This window comes from Bradyrhizobium sp. GW821-FHT13H05, from assembly GCF_058804065.1.
This window is the reverse complement of record NZ_JBXAPO010000001.1, coordinates 690,279-711,662: the sequence shown is the minus strand read 5'-3', so window position 1 is coordinate 711,662 and position 21,384 is coordinate 690,279. Positions and strand designations below refer to the sequence as shown.

Below are 21,384 nucleotides of genomic sequence, written 5' to 3'. Positions count from 1 at the left end.
ACGCCAAGGGATCCCTGCGTGACCGGCGTCACGCCCGCCAGATCATCTTCAGCACCGGCCGGCCCGAGGTCGGGTTCACATCCTCGCCGGCATGGGCAAAGCCGTTGCGCTCGTAGAAACGGATGGCGCGGGAATTGTCCTTGTTGACGAGCAGCGTGATGCCTGACGGTGACAGCCGTTTGGCCTCGTCCACCAGCAGCCGGGCCGCATCCGAGCCCCAGCGGTCCGGATCGACCACGAGCTGGTCGAGATAGCCATCGCCGTCGATGGTCACGAAGCCGGTGAGGGCACCGTCCTGTTCGGCGACGACAATGGATGCCTTCGGCACCAGATCCTTCCGCCAGCGCTCGCGCCACCAGTCCAGCCGCGCGGCAAAATCGATCTGCGGATAGGCCTGCTGCCAGGTGCGATGCCAGAGGTCGATCGAGGCGGCTTCGTCCTCGGGTCGGTAGGGACGGAGGTGGAGGGCGCTCATTGATACACACCGTCGTTCCGGGGCGCGCGAAGCGCGAACCTGGAACCTCGAGATTCCGGGTTCGATGCTTCGCATCGCCCCGGAATGACTGCCTCGAGGAACACCACTACCGCTCCGTCAGCTTCAGCTCGATGCGGCGGTTGCGCTTGTAGGCTTCCTCCGTGTTGGCGGTGTCGAGCGGCTGGAATTCGCCGAAGCCGGCAGCGACGAGGCGCTGGGCGGGGACGCCGAGCGAGACCAGGTACTGCACCACCGAGATCGAGCGCGCCGCCGACAGGTCCCAGTTCGACTTGAAGTTCGCGCCGCTCACCGGCCGCACGTCGGTATGGCCGTCGACGCGCAGCACCCAGGGAATGTCGCTCGGGATCTTCTTGTCGAGCTCGATCAGCGCGGTCGCCAAGGTGTCGAGCTCGGCGCGGCCTTCAGGGAGCAGCACCGCCTGTCCGGTGTCGAAGAACACTTCGGACTGGAACACGAAGCGGTCGCCGACGATGCGGATGTCAGGGCGGTTGCCGAGGATGGCGCGCAGGCGGCCGAAGAATTCCGAGCGGTAGCGCGACAATTCCTGCACGCGCTGCGCCAGCGCCACGTTCAAACGCGAGCCGAGATCGGCGATGCGGTTCTGCGATTCCTTGTCGCGCTTCTCGGATGCATCGAGTGCCTCTTCCAGCGCCGCCAATTGCCGGCGCAGCGCGCTGATCTGCTGGTTCAGCACCTCGATCTGCGCCAGCGCCCGTGCCGAGACCGCCTTCTCCGAATCCAGCGCCTTGCCGAGCTCGCTGGACTTGCCCTGTGCGTCGTTGCCGGCGGCGGCGAGGCCGTCATAGAGGCCCTTGATGCGGTCGCGCTCGCTCTCCGCCGAGGCGAGGCCGGCTTTCAGGGACGAGACCTGGTCGTCGAGCGTGAGCTTGCCGAGCTTCTCCAGCGACAAGAGCTCGTTGAGCTGCGCGATCTTGGCGTTGAGCTGCTCCAGCGCCTTGTCCTTGCCGGTGACTTCCTGCGACAGGAAGAACTGCACGACCAGGAACACCGACAGCAGGAACACGATCGACAGCACCAGCGTCGACAGCGCGTCGACGAAGCCGGGCCAGTAGTTGAAGGAGGTATCGCCGCGGCGGCCGCGCGCCAGAGCCATGTTTAATCTCTCCGTTCTTTCGTGTCCCGGACGCGGTGCAGCGTGCAACGCTGCTCCGCAGAGCCGGGACCCATGTCTCACCTGGCACTGGGCCCCGGCTCAGCAGCGCACCGCTTCGCGCTGCGCTGCGTCCGGGGCACGAGAGCGCCTAACTCTTCTCGGGCTGACGCGCGATGCGCTCCAGCAGGCGCCGGATTTCGCGGTTCTGCTCGCCCTGGCCGTCGGCCCATTCGCGGATCATCTGCTGCTCGGTCCGCATGTGCGAGACCAGCGCCTGGATCGCTTCGGCAAGGCTCGCCATCGCCGCCGTGGTGCCGCGGCTGGCGCTGCCTTCCTCGAGCACGGAGCGTAAGCGCTCCACGGCGGCCTGAAGCTCGCCGCTGGCCACACCGCCGCCGCCGGAGGCAACCGCCACCTCGCCATGGCCATATTCGCGCACAGTGGTGGCGAGCCAGTCTTCGAGGTCGGTGTAGAAACGATTCTGCGCCTGGCTCGATTGCAGATCGAGGAAGCCGAGGATCAGCGAGCCGGCGAGGCCGAACAGAGAGCTCGAGAACGAGATGCCCATGCCGCCGAGCGGGGCGGCGAGGCCCTCCTTCAGCGTGTCGAACAGGGCCCCGGAATCGCCGCCGACCTTGAGCCCGTCGATCACCTTGCCGACCGAGCCGACCGTCTCGATCAGGCCCCAGAAGGTGCCGAGCAGGCCGAGGAAGACCAGGAGGCCGGTCATGTAGCGGGAGATGTCGCGGGCTTCATCCAGGCGGGTCGCGATCGAATCGAGCAGATGCCGCATCGTGGTCTGGGTGATCGTCATCCGCCCGGTGCGCTCGCCGCCCAGGATCATCGCCATCGGCGCCAGCAGCTTCGGGTGCCGGGCCGGCGCCAGGCCGGGATCGGCGATGCGGAAATTGTTGACCCAGGACACTTCAGGATAGAGCCGGATGACCTGCCGGAACGCCAGCACGATGCCGATGAACAGCACCGCCCCGATCAGGGCGTTAAGGCCCGGATTGGCGAAAAAGGCCTGGATGATCTGCTTGTAGAGCACCACGCCCACCAGCGCACAGAGCACCAGAAAGACCAGCATCCGCACCAGGAAGACGCTGGGCGAGGACAGTTTTGTGTATTCGATGTCCATGGGGGAGCGGGGCGAAGTGCCAGACGGCATGGCCGGTATCATCCGTTACGAACGTGATTGCGGTGCGCACTATGGCACAGCGCCAGCCCAAAAAAAGCGCCGGATGCGCCGATTTCGGGGGGAGATGCGGAACCGAAAGCTGAAACCGCGCTTTGATACCTGCGTATCCTGCAGAACTTCGGTATTCCACAGGCTTAGCCGGATTTTCGCTTCCCTGCCGCCAGAGACGGAGTGGCCGCATGAGCGTCGTTTCCGCGATCATCGGGACTGCCGAACGCGTGCCGCTGCCGGATGTGGTGATCCGTGCCGCGATCCAGCGCCTGTGCTCGCGGACGGCGACCCGCCTGTCCGCCCTGGGCGCGGACGACGAGGCCGCCTTCGCCGGGCGGATGATGCTGCGGCCGATCGCCGAGGATGCCGATGCCGGCAATGCCGGGCATGACGAGGTGCCCGCGTCCTTCTTCGCCCAGGTGCTCGGCCCGAACCGCAAATACTCATCCTGCTTCTACAAGACCGATGCGACCACCTTGCAGGAGGCGGAGGAGGAGGCGCTGCGCCAGACCGTCGAGCATGCCGGTCTCGCCGACGGCCAGACCATTCTCGAGCTCGGCTGCGGCTGGGGCTCGCTGTCGCTCCGGATGGCGCGGCAATTCCCGCACGCGAAGATCACGGCGGTGGCGAATTCACAAGGCCAGCGCGCTTATGTCGAAGAGGAGGCGCGGCTGCGCGGGCTCCTGAACCTCCGAATCGTCACCGCCGACATGAACGTGTTCGCGCCCGACGGCCAGTTCGACCGCATCGTCTCGGTCGAGATGTTCGAGCAGATGATGAACTGGCGCAAGCTGATGACGCGCGTGCGGTCGTGGCTCGCGCCCGAGGGGCGCCTCTTCATGCACATCGTCACCCATCGCTCCGGCTCCCATCTGTTCAACCGGGCCAATCGCGAGGACTGGATCGCGCAGCACGTCTTCACCGGCGGGCTGATGCCGAGCCATCACCTCGTCAGGCAGTTCGACGACATCTTCGCGGTCGAGAAGGAATGGTGCTGGAGCGGCGCGCATTATCAGCGCACCGCCAATGACTGGCTCGCCAATTTCGACGCGCATCGCGACGCGATCGAAGCTTCCTTGCGCAACGTCTATGGCGAGGAGACTCATCTGTGGACGCGGCGCTGGCGCTGGTTCTTGCTCGCGACAGCAGGACTGTTCGGCTACGCCGATGGAACGGAGTGGGGCATCAGCCACTATCGGATGAAGGCGGCGGATCAAGGCGCCGGGCATCAAGACGCCGTATGAGCCCGCGCGGTTTCTAGACCGGCAAATTGTCGGTCATTCCGGGCGGCACCTCGCCCTGCTCGGACCGTTCGGCCACAAGCTCCTTTTCGGCCTCATACCAGTAGGTATCCATTTTGCCGTTGGGTTCGCCCGCAGCTTTCCAGAGCTCATAAGCGCGTCCGCGGATGTCCTCTTCGCTCAGACCTGCCATGCCTCGACGCTCCCTTACTCATCGTTCTTATCGTTGGGCTCAAGCCGCGAATGGCCGGAGAGTTCCTCTGCGGAGGGGCTGTCGCAGCCAATCGCGCGTGGCCGTCGCCGAAAAAGGACGAGACGCCCGGGCTCAACTAGACGTGGCGTCGTCGCGCCCGGTTCGACGGCCGGGCCGACCCGTCCGCCGATGGTGAAACGTTCCGTTGCGATCTTCTGTCGCAGCACGCCGCGATGGAACCCGGATAACAATCCGGTGAGAGGCGGAAAGCGCCCTGAACTCAGCACGATAAGCCGTGTGACATTGAGCCGCCCGCACCACGCGTTGCGTCGCAGCAACTCCGTTCTATTTTGACGGCATCAGTCGCGCGGAATCGCCCAGAACGGGCTCACGCGATGCGTGATCAGTTTCAACAACATCGGGGCACTCAATTTCATGTCAGGACTTCGCGCGCGAACGGCATGCGTTGCAATGATGCTCGCGGCCTTTACGCCGCTGCTCGGGGCTTGCGACGAATCCGTCTCTGCGGTTTCCGCGGCTCAGCCCGCCGATCCTGATGTCAGCATCGTCATCGTGAAGCCGCAAGCCCGCGCCGTGGTGCGCGAGCTGCCGGGCCGCATCGCGCCGACGCGCGTCTCGGACGTGCGGCCGCGCATCTCCGGCATCGTGGTCGAGCGCCTGTTCCGCCAGGGCAGCGAGGTCAAGGCCGGCGATGCGCTTTACCGCATCGACCCGCGTCCGTTCGAGGTCGAGGTGATGGCCAACGACGCGGCGGTCGCCAAGGCCGAGGCTGCGTTGATGCAGGCCAGGCAGCAGGCGCACCGCATCGCCACGCTCACCAGCCAGCGCGCCGCGCCCGAGGCCGAGAACGAGAAGGCGGTTGCCGCCGAGCGCCAGGCCTATGCCGAAGTCGAAGGACGCAAGGCGGACCTCGCGCGCGCAAAACTCAATCTCGACTATGCCACCGTGCGCGCGCCGATCGACGGCGTGGTCGGTGCCGCCCTCGTCAGCGAGGGCGCGCTGGTCGTGCAGAACGAAACCAATCTCGCCACCGTACAGCAGCTCGATCCGATCTATGCCGACTTCACCCAGTCGGTGAACGAGCTCAACCAGCTTCGCCGCGCCTTCGAGAGCGGCGATCTCGATCGCATCGAGGCTGACGCCGTCAAGGTGCGCCTCGTGCTCGACGACAATACGGTCTATTCACTCGACGGCAAGCTCTTGTTCTCTGAAGCCAAGGTCGATGCCCATACCGGCCAGGTGACGCTGCGTGGCGAGTTCCGCAATCCCAAGCGCGAGCTGTTGCCGGGCATGTATGTCCGCGTCCGCCTCGACCAGGGCCTCGACTCCGATGCTATCGCCGTGCCGCAGCAGGCGATCCAGCGCAATGGCGGCGGCGGCAGCGAGGTGTTCGTCGTCAAGGACGACAACCGCATCGCGGTGCAGCCGGTGCGGACAGGTTCAGCGCAGGACGGCGTCTGGTTCGTCACCGAAGGCCTGAAGGCCGGCGACAAGGTCGTGGTCGAAGGTTTCCAGAAGTTCGCCGCCGGCGACAAGGTCAAGCCGCAATCCTGGTCGGAGGCGGATGCGACCGCGGACAACCGCCACGCCCAGAAGCTGACGCGGTAACGCACCATGGCCAGCTTCTTCATTGACAGGCCGATCTTCGCCTGGGTCGTCGCGCTGTTCATCTGTCTGATCGGTGCGATCGCGGTCCCGCTGCTGCCGATCGCGCAATATCCGATCATCGCGCCGCCCTCGATCTCGATCTCGACCAGCTATCCCGGCGCCTCGCCTGAAAACCTCTACAACAGCGTCACGCGCCTGATCGAGGAAGAGCTCAACGGCGCCTCCGGCATCCTCAATTTCGAATCGACCAGCGACTCGCTCGGCCAGGTCGAGATCATCGCCAATTTCCAGCCGGGCACCGACACCAGCGCGGCCTCGGTCGAGGTGCAGAACCGCATCAAGCGCGTCGAGGCGCGCCTGCCGCGCGCGGTGATCCAGCAGGGCATTCTGATCGAGGAAGCCTCCAGCGCCGTGCTCCAGATCATCACGCTGAATTCGACCGACGGCAGCCTTGATGAAGTCGGCCTCGGCGACTTCATGATTCGCAACGTGCTCGGCGAGATCCGCCGCATCCCCGGCGTCGGCCGCGCCACGCTCTATTCGACCGAGCGTAGCTTGCGCGTCTGGGTCGATCCGGCCAAGCTCGTCGGCTATGGCCTGACCGCCGACGACGTCAACAAGGCGATATCGGCGCAGAACGCGCAGGTGGCCTCGGGCAGCATCGGCGCCGAGCCGTCGACATCGACCCAGCGCACCTCCGCGCTGGTGCTGGTCAAGGGCCAGCTGTCCTCGCCGGACGAATTCGGCACCATCATCCTGCGCGCCAACGCAGACGGCTCGACGGTGCGCCTGCGCGACGTTGCGCGCATCGAGGTCGGCGGCCTCAGCTACCAGTTCAACACCCGTCTCGACGGCAAGCCGACCGCGGGCCTGTCCGTGCTGATGTCGCCGACCGGCAACGCGCTGGCGACCGCGAGCGCGGTCGAGGAGAAGATGAAGGAGCTGTCGCGCTTCTTCCCCGCCAACATCGCCTACGAGATCCCCTACAACATCACGCCCGTGGTCGAGGCCTCGATCAAGAAGGTGCTGACCACGCTGCTGGAGGCCGTGGTGCTGGTGTTCGTGGTGATGTTCCTGTTCCTGCAGAACATCCGCTACACCATCATTCCGACCATCGTGGTGCCGGTGGCGCTGCTGGGGGCCTGCACCATTCTGCTGCTCGCCGGCTACTCCATCAACATGCTCTCGATGTTCGGCATGGTGCTCGCGGTCGGCATCCTCGTCGACGACGCCATCGTCGTGGTCGAGAATGTCGAGCGCATCATGGCCGAGGAAGGCCTGCCGCCGAAGGAGGCGACGCGCAAGGCGATGTCGCAGATCACCGGCGCCATCATCGGCATCACGCTGGTGCTGATGGCCGTGTTCGTGCCGATGGCGTTCTTCCCGGGTTCGGTCGGCATCATCTACCGCCAGTTCTCCGTGACCATGGTGGCCGCGATCGGCTTCTCCGCCTTCCTGGCGTTGTCGCTGACGCCGGCGCTGTGCGCCACGCTGCTCAAGCCCATTGCCAAGGGGCACGGCCATTCGACCAATTTCGTGTTCATCCGGTTTAATCATTGGCTCGAGGCCTGCCGGTTTCGCTACGCGCGCACCGTCGGCCTCTCGCTGAAGCGCACCGGCCGCCTGATGCTGGTCTATGTCGCGCTGCTCGCCGGCCTGTCCTGGGCCTTCGTCAACCTGCCCGGCGGCTTCCTGCCCGTCGACGACCAGGGCTTCGTCACCACCGACGTGCAGACGCCGTCCGACTCGTCCTACGGCCGCACCGAGGCCGTGATCGAGAAGGTGGAGAAATATCTGGCGCAGCGGCCCGGTGTGGACAACGTCACCTTCCTCACCGGTTTCAGCTTCTCCGGCCAGGGCATGAACACCGCGCAGGCCTTCATCACGCTGAAGGACTGGTCGGAGCGCGGGCCGAAGGACTCGGCCGCCGCTGTTGTCGCCGACATCAACCGCGATCTCGGCGCGTCGATCCGCGACGCCAAGATCTCCGCGCTGCAGCCGCCGCCGATCGACAATCTCGGCAACTCCTCGGGCTTCTCGTTCCGTCTCCAGGATCGTGGCCAGAAGGGCTATCCGGCCCTGATGCGCGCCGCCGACCAGCTGATCGCGGAGGCCAATGCGAGCCCGGTGCTGCAGAAGGTCTATGTCGAGGGCCTGCCCGAGGCCGGCGTGGTCAATCTCGTGATCGACCGCGAGAAGGCCGGCGCCTTCGGCGTCACCTTCGAGGACATCAACAACACGATCTCGACCAATCTCGGCTCGAACTACATCAACGACTTCCCGAACCGCGGCCGCATGCAGCGCGTCGTGGTGCAGGCCGATGCCCGCGACCGCATGCGCACCGAGGACATCCTCAATTACAACGTCAAGAACAGCCGCGGCCAGCTGGTGCCGTTCTCGTCCTTCGCCACCGTCGAATGGGCGCGCGGCCCGACCCAGATCGCCGGCTTCAATTATTATCCGGCGGTGCGCATCTCCGGCGAAGCCAGGCCCGGCTTCACCTCGGGCGACGCCATCGCCGAGATGGAGCGGCTCGCGGGCAAGCTGCCGCGCGGCTTCGGCTATGAATGGACCGGGCAATCGCTGCAGGAAAAGCTGTCGGGCTCGCAGGCGCCGTTCCTGCTGGCGCTGTCGGTGTTCGTGGTGTTCCTGTGTCTGGCCGCCCTCTACGAGAGCTGGACCATTCCGCTCGCGGTGCTGCTCACCGTGCCGCTCGGCATCGTCGGCGCCGTGATCGCGGCGATGCTGCGGGGGCTACCCAACGACGTCTATTTCACCGTCGGCCTGATCACCATCATTGGTCTCGCCGCCAAGGATGCGATCCTGATCATCGAGTTCGCCAAGGATCTGCGCAAGGAAGGCAAGCCGCTGGTGGAAGCCACCATCGAGGCCTGCCGCCTGCGCTTCCGCCCGATCCTGATGACCGGCCTTGCCTTCATCTGCGGCGTGCTGCCGATGGCCATCGCCCACGGCGCCGGCGGCGCCAGCCAGCAGGCGCTGGGCAGCATCGTGATGGGCGGCATGATCGCGGTGGTGATTTTGGCGCTGCTGATGGTGCCGGTGTTCTTCGTCTCGGTGCAGCGCGTGCTGGCGGGGGATCGGGAGCCGAAGGCGGCGAAGGATGGCGAGGCGTATGGGCCGCCGGCGCAGGTGAAGCCATAGGGCACATCGTCATGCCCCGCGCAGGCGGGGCATCCAGTACACCGCGGCCTCTCCGTATCCAACTGATGTCTCTGGAATACTGGATCATCCGCCTTCGCGGATGATGACAGCGGAGCGTGCGGCGGCCGTTTCGCCAGCCTGCTCAGCACAATCGCCGGCGCTGGCGAGAGTCGGCCACGGAACGCCAAATTGGCCGGCTTGCCTTCCCGGGTTCGTCGATCCAAACTACATCTCTGGATTGAAAGGGCGTGTCGCTGCCAGGCGTGGCAAATGCACAGCCCGCCAATTGAGAGCCTGTGATGCGTCTGACCGACATTGCGATCACCAACTATCGCTCCATCCGGCGGCTCTCCATTCCCATCCACCCTCTGTCTGTGTTTGTCGGTGAGAATGGTGTCGGCAAATCCAATCTCTACAAGTCCCTGTCGCTGTTGCGCGACGCGGCAACCGGGCAGATCACGCGGACGATCGCCGATGAAGGCGGCTTGAATTCGGTCTGCTGGTCAGGCATCCGCAAACGCGGCGAGGATGGCCGGCTGCAATTATCGGCCAGATTCGATCGGCTGAGATATTCCATCGAGATCGGGTTTCCCATTCCGGCATCGGCGGCGTTCGCCGGCGAGCCGATGATCAAGGAAGAAAGCATCGAGGCGATTCAGGGCAAGCGAACGGTTCGCCTGATGGAGCGGAAGAATTCGCTCGTTAGCATCCGCGACGACCGCGGCGCATGGGTCAACCACAAGGATGCGGTGCTGCCGTCCGAGCCGGCGCTGGCGGGCTTCTACAACGGCAAGGAATGCCCCGAGATCGATCTGATCAGAAACGCGATGCTGGGCTGGCGCTTCTATCACGATTTCCGCACCGATCCGGCCTCACTGATCCGAAAGCCTTGTCTCGCGATCACGACGCCCTCGCTCAGTGCCGACGGAAGCGATTTGGCTGCCGCCCTGGCGACACTCTATACCATTCGGGAAGACGCCACCGATCTGCAGGACGCAATCCAGGATGCATTCCCGGGCGCCGATCTCCGCGCTTGGGAAGAGGGCGGCCGGTGCGAATTCGCTCTGCAACTGGAGGACATGCCGCGGCCGTTCAGGGCTCATGAACTTTCCGACGGGACGCTGAAATACATCTGCCTGCTCGCGGTGTTCATGGGCTATCGCCTGCCGCCGTTCATCGCGCTGAACGAACCCGAGACCAGCCTGCATCCGTCGCTGCTGTCGCCCTTGGCCCGGCTGATCGCCAAGGCATCGAGCCGCGCCGACATCTGGATCGTCACCCATTCGGAACAGTTGATGGAAGCATTGCGAAGCGAGAGCGCGGTCCCGCTCCGCCGCGTGATCAAGTCCAAAGGCGCCACGAACATCGAGGGCCTGACTCTCGGCGGCGAATATCGCGAGGAGGAGCCGGAGGATGACGACTCTTAGGCCGGGTGCTCATAACCTATTGGCGATGTCCGCTTGCGCCGATAACGAAAACCTTGGTGCAGCCACAGCAAATGACGCGATGGGCCAATTGCAGACTTAAACGGTCTGCAAACCCTATTCTTTGGAGAGCCGCTAGCTGAGAGGGCTTTGTGCTAACCCTAGGGGCGGCTCTTAGAACAAGCTCTGCGGAGGCCGCGTTGTATACGAATTATGCCGATATCCGTAGCCGCATAAGCGAGGAGCCCTCGTGGTTCGATGAGTCTGCAGTTCCGCGCTATGGACCTTTCAAACCAGACGCGGTTGCGAATTTTTATGCGCGTGAGGCCGTTCTGGTTCTCGCCGCATGTCAATGCTGTGGGCATCAGTTTCGATTGGCGATTTCACGGCCCTACTTTAAGGAAGATCCGGATGTGGCAACTGCCATCTGCCACCGAGGTCTGCACTACGGTGATCCCCCTAACATCGGTTGCTGTGAGGCCGGGCCATCGACGACCGTCGTTGAACTCGAAGTCTTGGAGTACTGGTGGCGCAGATCGGGCTATGACTGGAAACGAGAGGCTTCATTTGAGGTCGGCGTCGTTTCCGAGGTAATGAGCGACGACTACCGGTACGAGGCCTACTACGATGTGGATCGTAACCCCGAATTTCCGTTGTCGTTTGGCTCCATACCGAGGGAACCAGAGGGCGCGCATTTTGAGGAGCTTGTGACGGAATTGTTGACACGCTATCCAGCGGCGCCCCGCGAAGCAGTCGAAGCTGCCCTGCGCTCCGTCTGGACGGAGCGTATGTTTTCAAGACGATGTTTTCAACTTGCTGAAGACGCGCTTGCAGGGTTTCAGTGGTCAACTGCTAGTCCAGACCGAGGCGGCACTTAAAGGTCCGCTATGGGTCACTTTCGACTGTTTCGGCGGGGATCGTCGGCAGGTTGATGTCTGCTCCTGTCCGTGAGCGTCGGGAAGGAACGCGGCGCTCGACTTGCAGGAAGCCTGCTGTCTCGCCTCAAATCTGGTCTGGGCTGCTATAACACCGACTGGCTCACAGAGCTCGCCATGACAAAGTGCGCCTGGGCCAACATGCGGCCGAAAAGCAATCGTCGCGCTCCGCGCGATGTGAGAATGGAGGGCGCCATTTTGCGGCCTCCATTCTTTCGCTCTCACGCAAGGGTGTGCAGTTCAGGAACGAAGTAAGGAAGGGCCTCCTCCTACTTCCTCAACACCTTCACCAATTCCCCGTGCACAAACTCATTCCCGCACACGACATGCCCGGTCACCACCGGGTCGCCCGGCGTGTCGATGTCGGTCACCGTGCCACCGGCTTCGCGCACCATGATCAGGCCGGCGGCGACGTCCCAGGACTGGAGGTTGCGCTCCCAATAGCCGTCGAGGCGGCCGGCGGCGACGAAGGCTAAGTCGAGGGAGGCGGCGCCGAAGCGGCGCAGGCCTGCGACGCGGTCCTGGATCGCGGTCATCTCGCGGCGGAATTCCTCGTGGTCGCCGCGGCCGATATGGGGCAGGCCGCAGGCCACCACGCATTCGTTGAGCTGGCGGCGGCCGGCCACGCGCAGGCGCTGGTCGTTGAGGAAGGCGCCCTTGCCGCGCTCGGCGATGTAGAGCTCGTCATTGGCGGGATTGTAGATCACGCCGGCAATGATGGTGCCCTCGCGCGAAAGGCCGATCGAGATCGCGAATTGCGGGATGCCGTGCAGGAAGTTCGTGGTGCCGTCGAGCGGATCGACGATCCAGGTGTGGCTCTTGTCGGAGCCTTCCCGCGTGCCGCCCTCTTCGCCGATGAAGCCGTAGCCGGGGCGGGCCTTGGCGAGGTCCTGGTAGAGGATCTCCTCGGCGCGCTTGTCGGCGAGCGAGACGAAATTGGCCGGCCCCTTCAGCGAGACTTGCAAATGCTCGATCTCGCCGAGATCGCGCTTGAGGCTGCGGCCGGCGCGGCGCGCGGCCTTGACCATGACGTTGATAGTTGCGGAATACAGCATGTGCTCTAGATCTTGATCGGGGGAAATGGCGCGAAATCGCGCCTGTTTGAGGGATGGGGTGCCCTGCGGGGGGCCTGACGTCAAGTCATTGGGTCAAGTCATTTGGTCCCGAGCCATTTCCGGGCCGCGGCCTCCGCCTTGGACCGGTCGTCGGGGGGCAGGTCGGAGAACTGCTTGTCGAGCTCCGGATCGCCCTTGCCGGCGGTCTTGGCCACCAGATGCCATTTGAAGCCCTCGACCTTGTCCACCGACGTTCCCATGCCGTTGATCAGGACCCAGGCCAGCCGGTTCTGCGCGATCGCGCTGCCCTGGCGGGACGCCTTGCGGAGCAATGCGACAGCCGCCGGCTGGTTCTTCGGCGTGCCGGTGCCGTTGAACAGCGCGATGGCATATTCGACCTCGGCGTCGACATTGTCGGCGAGCGTGGCGGCCTGGAGCAGCCGCACCGCGCGTTCCGGGTCCTTGGGCACGCCGGTGCCCTCCTTGTAGAAGGTCGCGAGCGCGTATTGCGCCTCGGGCAGGCCGGCGTCCGCCGCCTGGCGCAGCAGCTCGGCCGAGCGCTTGACGTCCTGCGGCAAGGTCTGGCCGTCCAGATAGAGCAAAGCAAGATTATAGGCGGCCTTGGGCTCGCCGAGCTTGGCGGCGGAGGCCATCAGCTTGACCGCCTCGCTCTTGTCGACCGGGCTGCCGCGGCCGGACATGCGCAGCATGGCGAGCGCGAACATCGCCTCGCGGTCGCCGGCGTCGGAGGCGCGCTTGTACCATTGCAGCGCCTTGGCGTAGTCGCGGCGGATGCCCATGGCGTTGGAATAGAGCTCGCCCAGCATGGTCATGGCCTTGGCATCGCCGGTCGCGGCGCGGGCGGTGGCGAGATCCAACGCCGTCTTGTACTGGCCGCGCTGGTAGGCGCCGAACACCAGATCGACGCCGGGCGTATCGGTCGCCGGCGCCGGGATCACGGTCGCGGGCAGCGCCGGCTTGGGGGAGGCGGCGGGCTTGGGCGAGGCCGAAGGTTTTGGCGCCGGTGCGGCCTCCTTCTTCTTGGCGGGCGGAGGCGGCTTGGGCTTCTGCTTCTCGGCCGGCGGGGGCGGCGTCGCCGCCGGCGGCGTGATCTGGAGTTGCGCAGCCGCGGGCGCTGTCAGCAGCAGCGTGGCCAGAATGGTGAGGCGCGGGAGCTTCATGTCGGGCGCTAGCCGTGCTCCTGGCCTTCAGAATCCTGGCTCGCAAGCGCAGCCGCAAAGCCCTTCTTGATCGCGGCGTCGGCGTCGATCAGCGCCGCCTTGGGCCCGCGCGGATCGGCCCAGATGAAGTCGCCGACCAGCACGAAATCGGCGCCGCTGGCGGCGAAATCGTGGGCCTCTTCCAGCGAAATGGCAAAGCCGACGCAGGGCGGCTCGAACAGCTCGGCCCACCAGTCCAGCCGCTCGGCAATCGCCTGGGACGACGGCCGCTGGCCCTTCAAGTCGGGCTCGCCGAACAGCACATAATCCGCGCCGATCTCGCCCGCATCCATGGAATGGTGCCGCGTCGTCAGCCCGCCGACACCGGCGATGCGATCGGGCTTGAGCGATGGCAGCGCCTCTTTCAGCGCGGCGATGCCGGGCAGGTGCGCGCCATCGGCGCCGCCGCGCGCGACCAGTTCGGCATGGCCCTCGATCAGCAGCGCAGCGCCCGCCTTCTGCACCGGCGGCGCCAGCGCCTTGATGCACGAGATCATGGTGCGCTGGTCGGCCTCCTTCAGCCGCAGCAGCACGGCCGCGACATCGGCGGCGGCGAGCAGGCCCGGCAGTTCGGCGCCGAGCGCAGCGGGATCATCAACAATGGGGGTCGCGAGATAGAGGCGCGGCGCCGGGCGCGGTGGAGGCGATTTGTTCGACAAGATCTAGGCTGCTTTCTTTTCCAGGCTGCTTTGCCATTCGCCTTTGGAAGCGAGGCCATTCATGCGGGCGCGATGGCTGAATGCATTTTGCCCGGCTGTGACGTTCTCGGCCTTGCCGGACCAGGCCTTCTGCGGCGCGGCTTGCAGCGCGCGGCCGTAGGAGAAGGTCAGGCCCCAGGGCAGCGGGCCGAGCTTGTGCATGGCGTTGAGATGCGCGGTCGCCTCCTCGTCGGACTGGCCGCCGGAGAGGAAGGCGATGCCGGGCACCGCCGCCGGCACACACGCCTTCAGCAGCCGGATCGTCTTCTCCGCGACCTCTTCGACGGAGGCCTGCTTCGGTGATGTCTTACCAGAGATCGCCATGTTCGGCTTCAGCACCATGCCTTCGAGCGCGACGCGCTGCACGCGCAGCTCCTGAAAGGTCTTGTTGAGCACGCGCTGGGTGACCTCATAGCAGCGGTCGATGTCGTGGTCGCCGTCCATCAGCACCTCCGGCTCGACGATCGGCACGATCTGTGCGGCCTGGCACAGCGCGGCGTAGCGCGCCAGCGCATGGGCGTTGACGCTGATCGCGGTCATCGAGGGGATCCCGCCGCCGATGTCGATCACCGCGCGCCATTTCGCGAAGCGCGCGCCGCGCTCGTAGTATGTCTTCAGCCGCTCGGCGAGCTTGTCGAGCCCGACGGTGATCGTTTCACCCGGGCACATCGGCAAGGCTTGCGTGCCTTCGTCGACCTTGATGCCGGGAATGGCGCCGCTCTGCTCGATCAGCTTCACCAGCGGTGTGCCGTCCCTGGCATCCTGCCAGATCGTCTCGTCATAGAGGATCACGCCGGAGATGTACTGGCTCATGGCGTCCTTCGAACGGAACAGCATCTCGCGATAGTCGCGGCGATTGCCTTCTGTCGATTCCACGCCGATCGCGTCAAAACGCTTCTTGATGGTGCCGGAGGATTCGTCGGCGGCAAGGATGCCCTTGCCTGGGGTGACCATGGCGGTCGCGATCCTGTTGAGCTCAGTCAGATTCATCGAGAGGTCCTCCCAAAACGATTCTGCCCTTGCCTGTGAAAATAGACGGTTCTCGGGCAATTGCCGAGTTAACGTTGGTCGCAGGGGTAAGGGGGGCGGGAGGTCAGGGTTGTTCGCCTCTCCCCGCTTGCGGGGAGAGGCCGGAATGCGCGCGATCAGCGCAGATTCCGGGTGAGGGGGACTCTCCGCGAGTCCAACTGCCAGCGTCCCCGGGGAGACTCCCCCTCACCCCAACCCTCTCCCCGCAAGCGGGGAGAGGGGGAGGATAGAGCAGCATCACGCCACCACGCGATCGCTTACGCGACCTTCGGATCCAGCTCGCCCTTGGCGTAGCGCTTGGCCATGTCCGCCGGGGTCAGGACCTTCTTGAACTTGGAGGCCTGGCCTGCGGTGTTGAACTCCTGCAGCCGCTGCTTGCACAGCTTGGTCATCGCCTCCATCGCGGGCTTCAGGTACTTGCGCGGGTCGAACTCTTCCGGGTGCTCCTTGAACACCTTGCGGATCTGGCCGGTCATGGCCATGCGGTTGTCGGTGTCGATGTTGATCTTGCGCACGCCGTGCTTGATGCCGCGCTGGATCTCGGACACAGGCACGCCCCAGGTCGGCTTCATCTTGCCGCCGAACTCGTTGATGATGTCCTGGAGGTCCTGCGGCACCGACGAGGAGCCGTGCATGACCAGATGCGTGTTCGGCAGCTTGCGATGGATCTCCTCGATCACGTTCATGGCGAGGATGTCGCCGTCGGGCTTGCGGGTGAACTTGTAGGCGCCGTGCGACGTCCCCATCGCGATCGCGAGCGCGTCGACCTTGGTCTCCTGGACGAACTTCACGGCTTCGTCCGGATTGGTCAGGAGCTGGTCGTGGGAGAGCTTGCCTTCGGCGCCGTGGCCGTCTTCCTTGTCGCCCATGCCGGTTTCGAGCGAGCCGAGCACGCCGAGCTCACCCTCGACCGAGATGCCGCCGAGGTGGGCCATGTCGGTCACCGTCTTGGTGACGCCGACATTGTAGGTCCAGTCGGCCGGGCTCTTGCCGTCGGCTTTGAGCGAGCCGTCCATCATGACGGAGGTGAAGCCGGCCTGGATCGCGGTCATGCAGGTCGCGGCTTCGTTGCCGTGGTCGAGATGCACGCAGACCGGAATGTGCGGATAGATCTCGGTCACCGCGTCCATCATGTGCTTGAGCATGATGTCGTTGGCGTAGGAGCGCGCGCCGCGCGAGGCCTGGATGATGACGGGCGCGTCGACACTGTTGGCGGCGTCCATGATCGCCAGCGCCTGCTCCATGTTGTTGATGTTGAAGGCCGGTACGCCGTAATCGTGTTCCGCCGCATGGTCGAGCAATTGACGTAACGTGATCCGAGCCATCTGTGTTTTTCTCCCGTTTGGGCCTTCAGGGCCCGCTAGCTACCTGTCGACTGATTACTTGATGCGCAGAACTTCGACGCCGGGCAGGGGCTTGCCTTCCATCCATTCAAGAAATGCGCCACCGGCGGTCGAGACATAGGTGAAGTCACCGGCCACATGGGCCTGGTTGAGGGCCGCAACCGTGTCGCCGCCGCCCGCGATCGAGATCAGCTTCTTGGCCTTGGTGCGCTCCGCGGCATGCTTGGCCGCCGCGACGGTGCCGCGGTCGAACGGCTGCAGCTCGAAGGCGCCCAGCGGTCCATTCCAGACCAGCGTCGCCGCGTCGTCGATCGCCGCATGGACGCGCGCGATCGATTGCGGGCCGACGTCGAGGATCATGCCGTCGGCCGGGATCGCGTCGAGCCCATAGGCATGCGAGGGCGCGTTCGCCGCGAAATGATAGGCGACGGTGGCGTCGACCGGCAGGATGATGGCGCAGTTGGCGGCTTCCGCCTTCTCCATGATGCGCAGCGCAGTCGCGGCGAGATCCTTCTCGGCCAGCGACTTGCCGATGCCGACGCCCTGGGCATGCAGGAAGGTGTTGGCCATGCCGCCGCCGATCACGAGCGCATCGACCTTGGTGACGAGGTTTTCCAAGAGGTCGATTTTGGTCGAGACTTTTGCGCCGCCGATGATCGCGATGACAGGCTTGGTCGGCGAACCCAGCGCCTTCTCCAGCGCGATGAGCTCGGCCTGCATGGTGCGGCCGGCATAGGCCGGCAGCTTGTGGCCGAGACCTTCGGTCGAGGCGTGGGCGCGGTGCGCCGCCGAGAACGCGTCATTGACCCAGATGTCGCCGAGTTTTGCGAGCTCCGCGACGAAGGCGGGATCGTTCTTTTCCTCTTCCTTGTGGAAGCGGGTGTTTTCCAGACAGAGGATGTCGCCATCCTTCAGCGCCGCCACGGCCTTGGCCGCGGGCTCACCGATGCAGTCGTCGGCAAACGCGACGGGCTTCTTCACGACCTTCGCCAGCGCTTCGGCCACGGGCTTGAGCGAGTCCTTGGCATCGCGCCCCTTCGGCCGGCCGAAATGCGCGAGCAGGATCACCTTGCCGCCCTTGTCCGAGATTTCGCTGATCGTCGGCGCGACGCGCTCGAGCCGGGTGGCGTCGCTGACGCGGCCGTTGTCCATGGGCACGTTGAGGTCGACGCGCAGCAGCACGCGCTTGCCCTTCAATTCGACGTCGTCGAGGGTGCGGAATTTGTTGGTCATCGGATGGCCCTTGTCCCGGGCGCACTGCGGCGCGCAGTGCCGCTGTGCAGAACCGGGACCCACATTGCAGCGAGTCCCGTGGTGAAATGGGTCCCGGCTCTGCGGAGCAGCGCTTGCGCGCTGCACCGCGTCCGGGACGCGAGACCCTGCTTAGATCACCTTCGCGAACGCGACGGCGGTGTCCGCCATGCGGTTCGAGAAACCCCACTCGTTGTCGTACCAGGACATCACGCGCACCAGCGTGCCGTTCTGCACCTTGGTCTGGTCCTCGTGGAAGGTCGAGGAGTGCGGATCGTGGTTGAAGTCGATCGAGACGTTCGGCGCGCTGGTGTAGCCGAGAATGCCCTTGAGCTGCTGCTCGCTGGCGCGCTTCATCGCCGCGTTGATTTCCTTCACGTCGGTGGCGCGCTTGGCGATGATCTTGAGGTCGACGACCGAGACGTTCGGGGTCGGCACGCGGATCGCGACGCCGTCGAGCTTGCCCTTCAGCTCGGGCAGCACCAGGCCGATCGCCTTCGCCGCGCCGGTCGAGGTCGGGATCATCGACATCGCAGCCGCACGGCCGCGGTAGAGATCCTTGTGCATGGTGTCGAGCGTCGGCTGGTCGCCGGTATAGGCGTGGATCGTGGTCATGAAGCCGGTCTCGATGCCGACGAGGTCGTTCAGCACCTTGGCGACCGGCGCGAGGCAATTGGTGGTGCAGGAGCCGTTGGAGACGACCAGATGATCCCTGGTCAGCGTGTCGTGGTTGACGCCGTAGACGATGGTGGCGTCGGCGCCATCGGCGGGCGCGGAGACCAGCACGCGCTTGGCGCCGGCGGTCAGATGCGCGGAGGCCTTGTCCTTCGAGGTGAAGATGCCGGTGCACTCCATCGCGATGTCGATGCCGAGATCCTTCCAGGGCAGCTTCGAGGGATCGCGCTCGGCGGTCACCTTGATCTTGGCGCCACCGAGGCTGATGGAGTCGCCATCGACGGTGACGGTGCCGGGGAAACGGCCATGGACGCTGTCGAAGCGGAGGAGATGGGCATTGGTCTCGACCGGGCCGAGGTCGTTGATGCCGACGACCTCGATGTCCTTGCGGCCGGACTCGGCGATAGCCCGCAGGATGTTACGGCCAATGCGGCCAAAACCGTTAATTCCGACGCGGACTGCCATGTTTCATCTCCTTATGACCGTTCAATGACGGGTTCGATAACGCCTATTGATCCCGCACAACGCGCCATACGCGCCTGCGAGGGTTTTTTAGGGGCGGACGCCCGGTTCGGCCGGGCGGTGCTTGATCATATGAGACGTTAGGTAGTCCTTTTTTTTGGCAAGCTCAACTCTCAGGAAACGCGCTTCAGCACAGCGTTAACCGCAGCCTCGGCGGTAATACCGAAATGCTTGTAAAGATCCTTCGCCGGCGCGCTCGCGCCGAAGGAATGCATGCCCACGAATTCGCCATCCTGGCCGATCACGGCATCCCAGCCCCAGCGCACCGCGGCCTCGATCGCGACCTTCACGGGCGCGTTTCCGATGATGGCGGCACGCTTGGCTTCTGGTTGCGCTAACAAAAGCTCGAGCGAGGGCACCGACACCACCCGCGACGGGATGCCGCGCTCGGCAAGCTGCTTCTGGGCGGCAACCGCGATCTCGACCTCGGAGCCGGAGGCGAACAGCGTCGCCTTGGCTTCACCCTGGGCTGCGACCAGCTCGTAGCCGCCTTGTTGGCAGGAGGGTTCATTCGGCGCAGTGGTGCGCAGCTGCGGCAGGTTCTGCCGCGTCAGCGCCAGCACGGTCGGGCCGTCAATGCGGTTGAGCGCAAGCTCCCAGCACTCGGCGACCTCGATGGCGTCGCAGGGGCGGAACACACGCATGTTCGGAATGGCGCGGAGTGCGGCGAGGTGCTCGACCGGCTGATGGGTCGGGCCGTCTTCGCCCAGACCGATGGAGTCGTGCGTCATCACATAGACGACGCCGGCGCCCATCAGCGCGGCCAGGCGCATCGCGGGGCGCGCATAGTCCGTGAAGACGAGGAAGGTCGCGCCGTTCGGCGCGAAGCCGCCGTGCAGGAAGATGCCGTTCATCGCCGCCGCCATGCCGTGCTCGCGGATGCCGTAATGGATGAAGCGGCCCTTCGGCGTCTTGGCGGAGAAAGCTGTCGCCGACTTCGCCTTGTTGTTGTTGGAGCCGGTGAGGTCGGCCGAGCCGGCAAGGAATTCCATCGGCATCGCGCCGGCGATCACTTCGATCACGGCTTCCGAGGATTTGCGGGTCGCCGCATTCATCGGCTTTTCCAGCAGCTCCTTCTTGTAGGCGCGCACCGCCTTGGCCAGCGAAGCCGGACGCTCGTGGCGCAGGCGGCGCTCGAACTCGGCGCGCTTGCGGCTGCCGAGCTCACCGAGCCGTGCCTCCCATTCCTGCCGAGCCGAAGCGCCGCGGCTGCCGGCTGCGCGCCAGGCCTTCAGCACGTCGTCAGGCACAGAGAACGGCTCGAGCGAGATGCCGAGATTTTCCTTGGCGGCCTTGAGCTCGTCGGCGCCGAGCGCCTCGCCATGCGCCTTCGACGTGCCGGCCTTGTGCGGCGCGCCGAAGCCGATGGTGGTGCGGCAGGCGATCAGCGTCGGCTTGCTGGATTTCTTGGCGCGGGTGATGGCGGCGGCGATCGCAGCCTGGTCGTGGCCGTCGATCTTCTCGGCAGCCCAGCCCGCCGACTTGAAGCGCTTCACCTGGTCGACGGAATCGGAAATCGAGGTCGGGCCGTCGATCGAGATGCCGTTGTCGTCGTAGAGCACGATCATCTTGTTGAGCTTCCAGTGCCCTGCCATCGCGATCGCTTCCTGCGACACGCCTTCCATCAGGTCGCCGTCGGAAGCGAGCACATAGGTGTGGTGGTCGACGATCTTCTTGCCGAACTCGGCGGCGAGCATCTTCTCGGCGAGCGCCATGCCGACCGCGGTCGAGATACCCTGGCCGAGCGGACCGGTGGTGGTCTCGATGCCCTTGGTGTGGAAGTTCTCGGGATGCCCTGGGGTCAAGCCGCCGAGCTGGCGGAACTGCTTGATCTGGTCGAGCGTCATGTCGGCATTGCCGGTCAGGTACAGCAGCGAATAGAGCAGCATCGAGCCGTGGCCGGCCGAGAGCACGAAGCGGTCGCGGTCGGGCCAGTCGGTCGAGGCCGCGTCGAATTTCAGGAATTGCGTGAACAGCACCGTGGCGATGTCGGCGGCACCCATAGGCAAGCCGGGATGGCCCGATTTCGCCTTCTCGACAGCGTCCATCGAGAGGCCACGGATCGCGTTGGCCATGCGGTTGTGGTCGACTTGCGTCATGTCTGAAATCCGTCTGAAATGAGGCGCTTGGCGGTGTGCGGGCCGCGCGAGAGGAGCCTGGCGGCCACGGAAGATCGGGCTGGGATAGCACCTCAGTTCCGGGAGTCCA

The 21,384-nt window shown here is 65.1% G+C and carries 17 protein-coding genes; 5 read left to right on the top strand and 12 right to left on the bottom strand.

From position 1 onward, the window contains the following. Window positions 1-28: 28 nt before the first annotated feature. From AC1RR3_RS03360 to AC1RR3_RS03350, 3 genes are all read right to left on the bottom strand, one after another. Window positions 29-475: a GNAT family N-acetyltransferase gene (locus tag AC1RR3_RS03360; protein WP_492819299.1), complete on the bottom strand. Its 447-nt coding sequence runs from the start codon at window positions 473-475 to the stop codon at window positions 29-31. Window positions 476-581: 106 nt separating this feature from the next. Further along, window positions 582-1,610, bottom strand: a complete 1,029-nt coding sequence (locus AC1RR3_RS03355) for a peptidoglycan -binding protein (protein WP_492819298.1) — start codon at window positions 1,608-1,610, stop codon at window positions 582-584. Between the two features lie 148 nt (window positions 1,611-1,758). Then, entirely contained in the window at window positions 1,759-2,778 is a 1,020-nt protein-coding gene (locus tag AC1RR3_RS03350; protein ID WP_492819297.1) for a flagellar motor protein MotA, read from the bottom strand. A 209-nt stretch (window positions 2,779-2,987) separates the two neighbouring features. On the opposite strand from AC1RR3_RS03350, the gene AC1RR3_RS03345 reads away from it, so the two are divergent. Further along, window positions 2,988-4,043, top strand: coding sequence for an SAM-dependent methyltransferase (locus AC1RR3_RS03345; RefSeq protein WP_492819296.1), 1,056 nt, complete (start codon window positions 2,988-2,990; stop codon window positions 4,041-4,043). 13 nt (window positions 4,044-4,056) lie between these two features. Here the strand turns inward: AC1RR3_RS03345 and AC1RR3_RS03340 are convergent, their stop codons facing one another. Continuing rightward, on the bottom strand, window positions 4,057-4,233 hold the full coding sequence (locus AC1RR3_RS03340) for a DUF2934 domain-containing protein (RefSeq protein WP_492819295.1): 177 nt from the start codon (window positions 4,231-4,233) through the stop codon (window positions 4,057-4,059). A 435-nt stretch (window positions 4,234-4,668) separates the two neighbouring features. Here AC1RR3_RS03340 and AC1RR3_RS03335 point away from each other — a divergent pair, with 435 nt between their 5' ends. The 4 genes from AC1RR3_RS03335 (at window position 4,669) to AC1RR3_RS03320 (ending at window position 11,326) form a co-directional block, all read left to right on the top strand. After that, window positions 4,669-5,862: an efflux RND transporter periplasmic adaptor subunit gene (locus AC1RR3_RS03335; RefSeq protein ID WP_492819293.1), complete on the top strand. Its 1,194-nt coding sequence runs from the start codon at window positions 4,669-4,671 to the stop codon at window positions 5,860-5,862. A gap of 6 nt (window positions 5,863-5,868) precedes the next feature. Next, complete coding sequence (locus AC1RR3_RS03330) at window positions 5,869-9,024, top strand: multidrug efflux RND transporter permease subunit (protein WP_492819291.1); 3,156 nt, start codon at window positions 5,869-5,871, stop codon at window positions 9,022-9,024. A 299-nt stretch (window positions 9,025-9,323) separates the two neighbouring features. Further along, window positions 9,324-10,451, top strand: coding sequence for an AAA family ATPase (locus AC1RR3_RS03325; protein ID WP_492819289.1), 1,128 nt, complete (start codon window positions 9,324-9,326; stop codon window positions 10,449-10,451). A 197-nt stretch (window positions 10,452-10,648) separates the two neighbouring features. Then, window positions 10,649-11,326, top strand: a complete 678-nt coding sequence (locus AC1RR3_RS03320; RefSeq protein WP_492819287.1) for a hypothetical protein — start codon at window positions 10,649-10,651, stop codon at window positions 11,324-11,326. A gap of 326 nt (window positions 11,327-11,652) precedes the next feature. On the opposite strand, the gene AC1RR3_RS03315 is transcribed toward AC1RR3_RS03320, so the two are convergent. From AC1RR3_RS03315 to tkt, 8 genes are all read right to left on the bottom strand, one after another. Next, a complete protein-coding gene (locus AC1RR3_RS03315) occupies window positions 11,653-12,438 on the bottom strand; it encodes an inositol monophosphatase family protein (protein WP_492819285.1) in 786 nt (261 codons plus the stop codon). Between the two features lie 98 nt (window positions 12,439-12,536). Further along, complete coding sequence (locus AC1RR3_RS03310; protein WP_492819283.1) at window positions 12,537-13,619, bottom strand: tetratricopeptide repeat protein; 1,083 nt, start codon at window positions 13,617-13,619, stop codon at window positions 12,537-12,539. An 8-nt stretch (window positions 13,620-13,627) separates the two neighbouring features. Further along, the gene (locus AC1RR3_RS03305; RefSeq protein WP_492819281.1) at window positions 13,628-14,317 is read right to left on the bottom strand and encodes a thiamine phosphate synthase; all 690 of its coding nucleotides are present in this window, start codon (window positions 14,315-14,317) and stop codon (window positions 13,628-13,630) included. A gap of 3 nt (window positions 14,318-14,320) precedes the next feature. Beyond that, entirely contained in the window at window positions 14,321-15,346 is a 1,026-nt protein-coding gene (locus AC1RR3_RS03300) for a class I fructose-bisphosphate aldolase (RefSeq protein WP_492819279.1), read from the bottom strand. Window positions 15,347-15,642: 296 nt separating this feature from the next. Continuing rightward, on the bottom strand, window positions 15,643-16,710 hold the full coding sequence (gene fba / locus AC1RR3_RS03295) for a class II fructose-bisphosphate aldolase (protein ID WP_492819277.1): 1,068 nt from the start codon (window positions 16,708-16,710) through the stop codon (window positions 15,643-15,645). 54 nt (window positions 16,711-16,764) lie between these two features. After that, window positions 16,765-17,961, bottom strand: a complete 1,197-nt coding sequence (locus tag AC1RR3_RS03290; protein WP_492819275.1) for a phosphoglycerate kinase — start codon at window positions 17,959-17,961, stop codon at window positions 16,765-16,767. A gap of 150 nt (window positions 17,962-18,111) precedes the next feature. Continuing rightward, on the bottom strand, window positions 18,112-19,119 hold the full coding sequence (gene gap / locus AC1RR3_RS03285) for a type I glyceraldehyde-3-phosphate dehydrogenase (RefSeq protein ID WP_492819273.1): 1,008 nt from the start codon (window positions 19,117-19,119) through the stop codon (window positions 18,112-18,114). Between the two features lie 170 nt (window positions 19,120-19,289). Next, the gene (gene tkt, locus AC1RR3_RS03280; RefSeq protein WP_492819271.1) at window positions 19,290-21,275 is read right to left on the bottom strand and encodes a transketolase; all 1,986 of its coding nucleotides are present in this window, start codon (window positions 21,273-21,275) and stop codon (window positions 19,290-19,292) included. Window positions 21,276-21,384 lie beyond the last annotated feature (109 nt).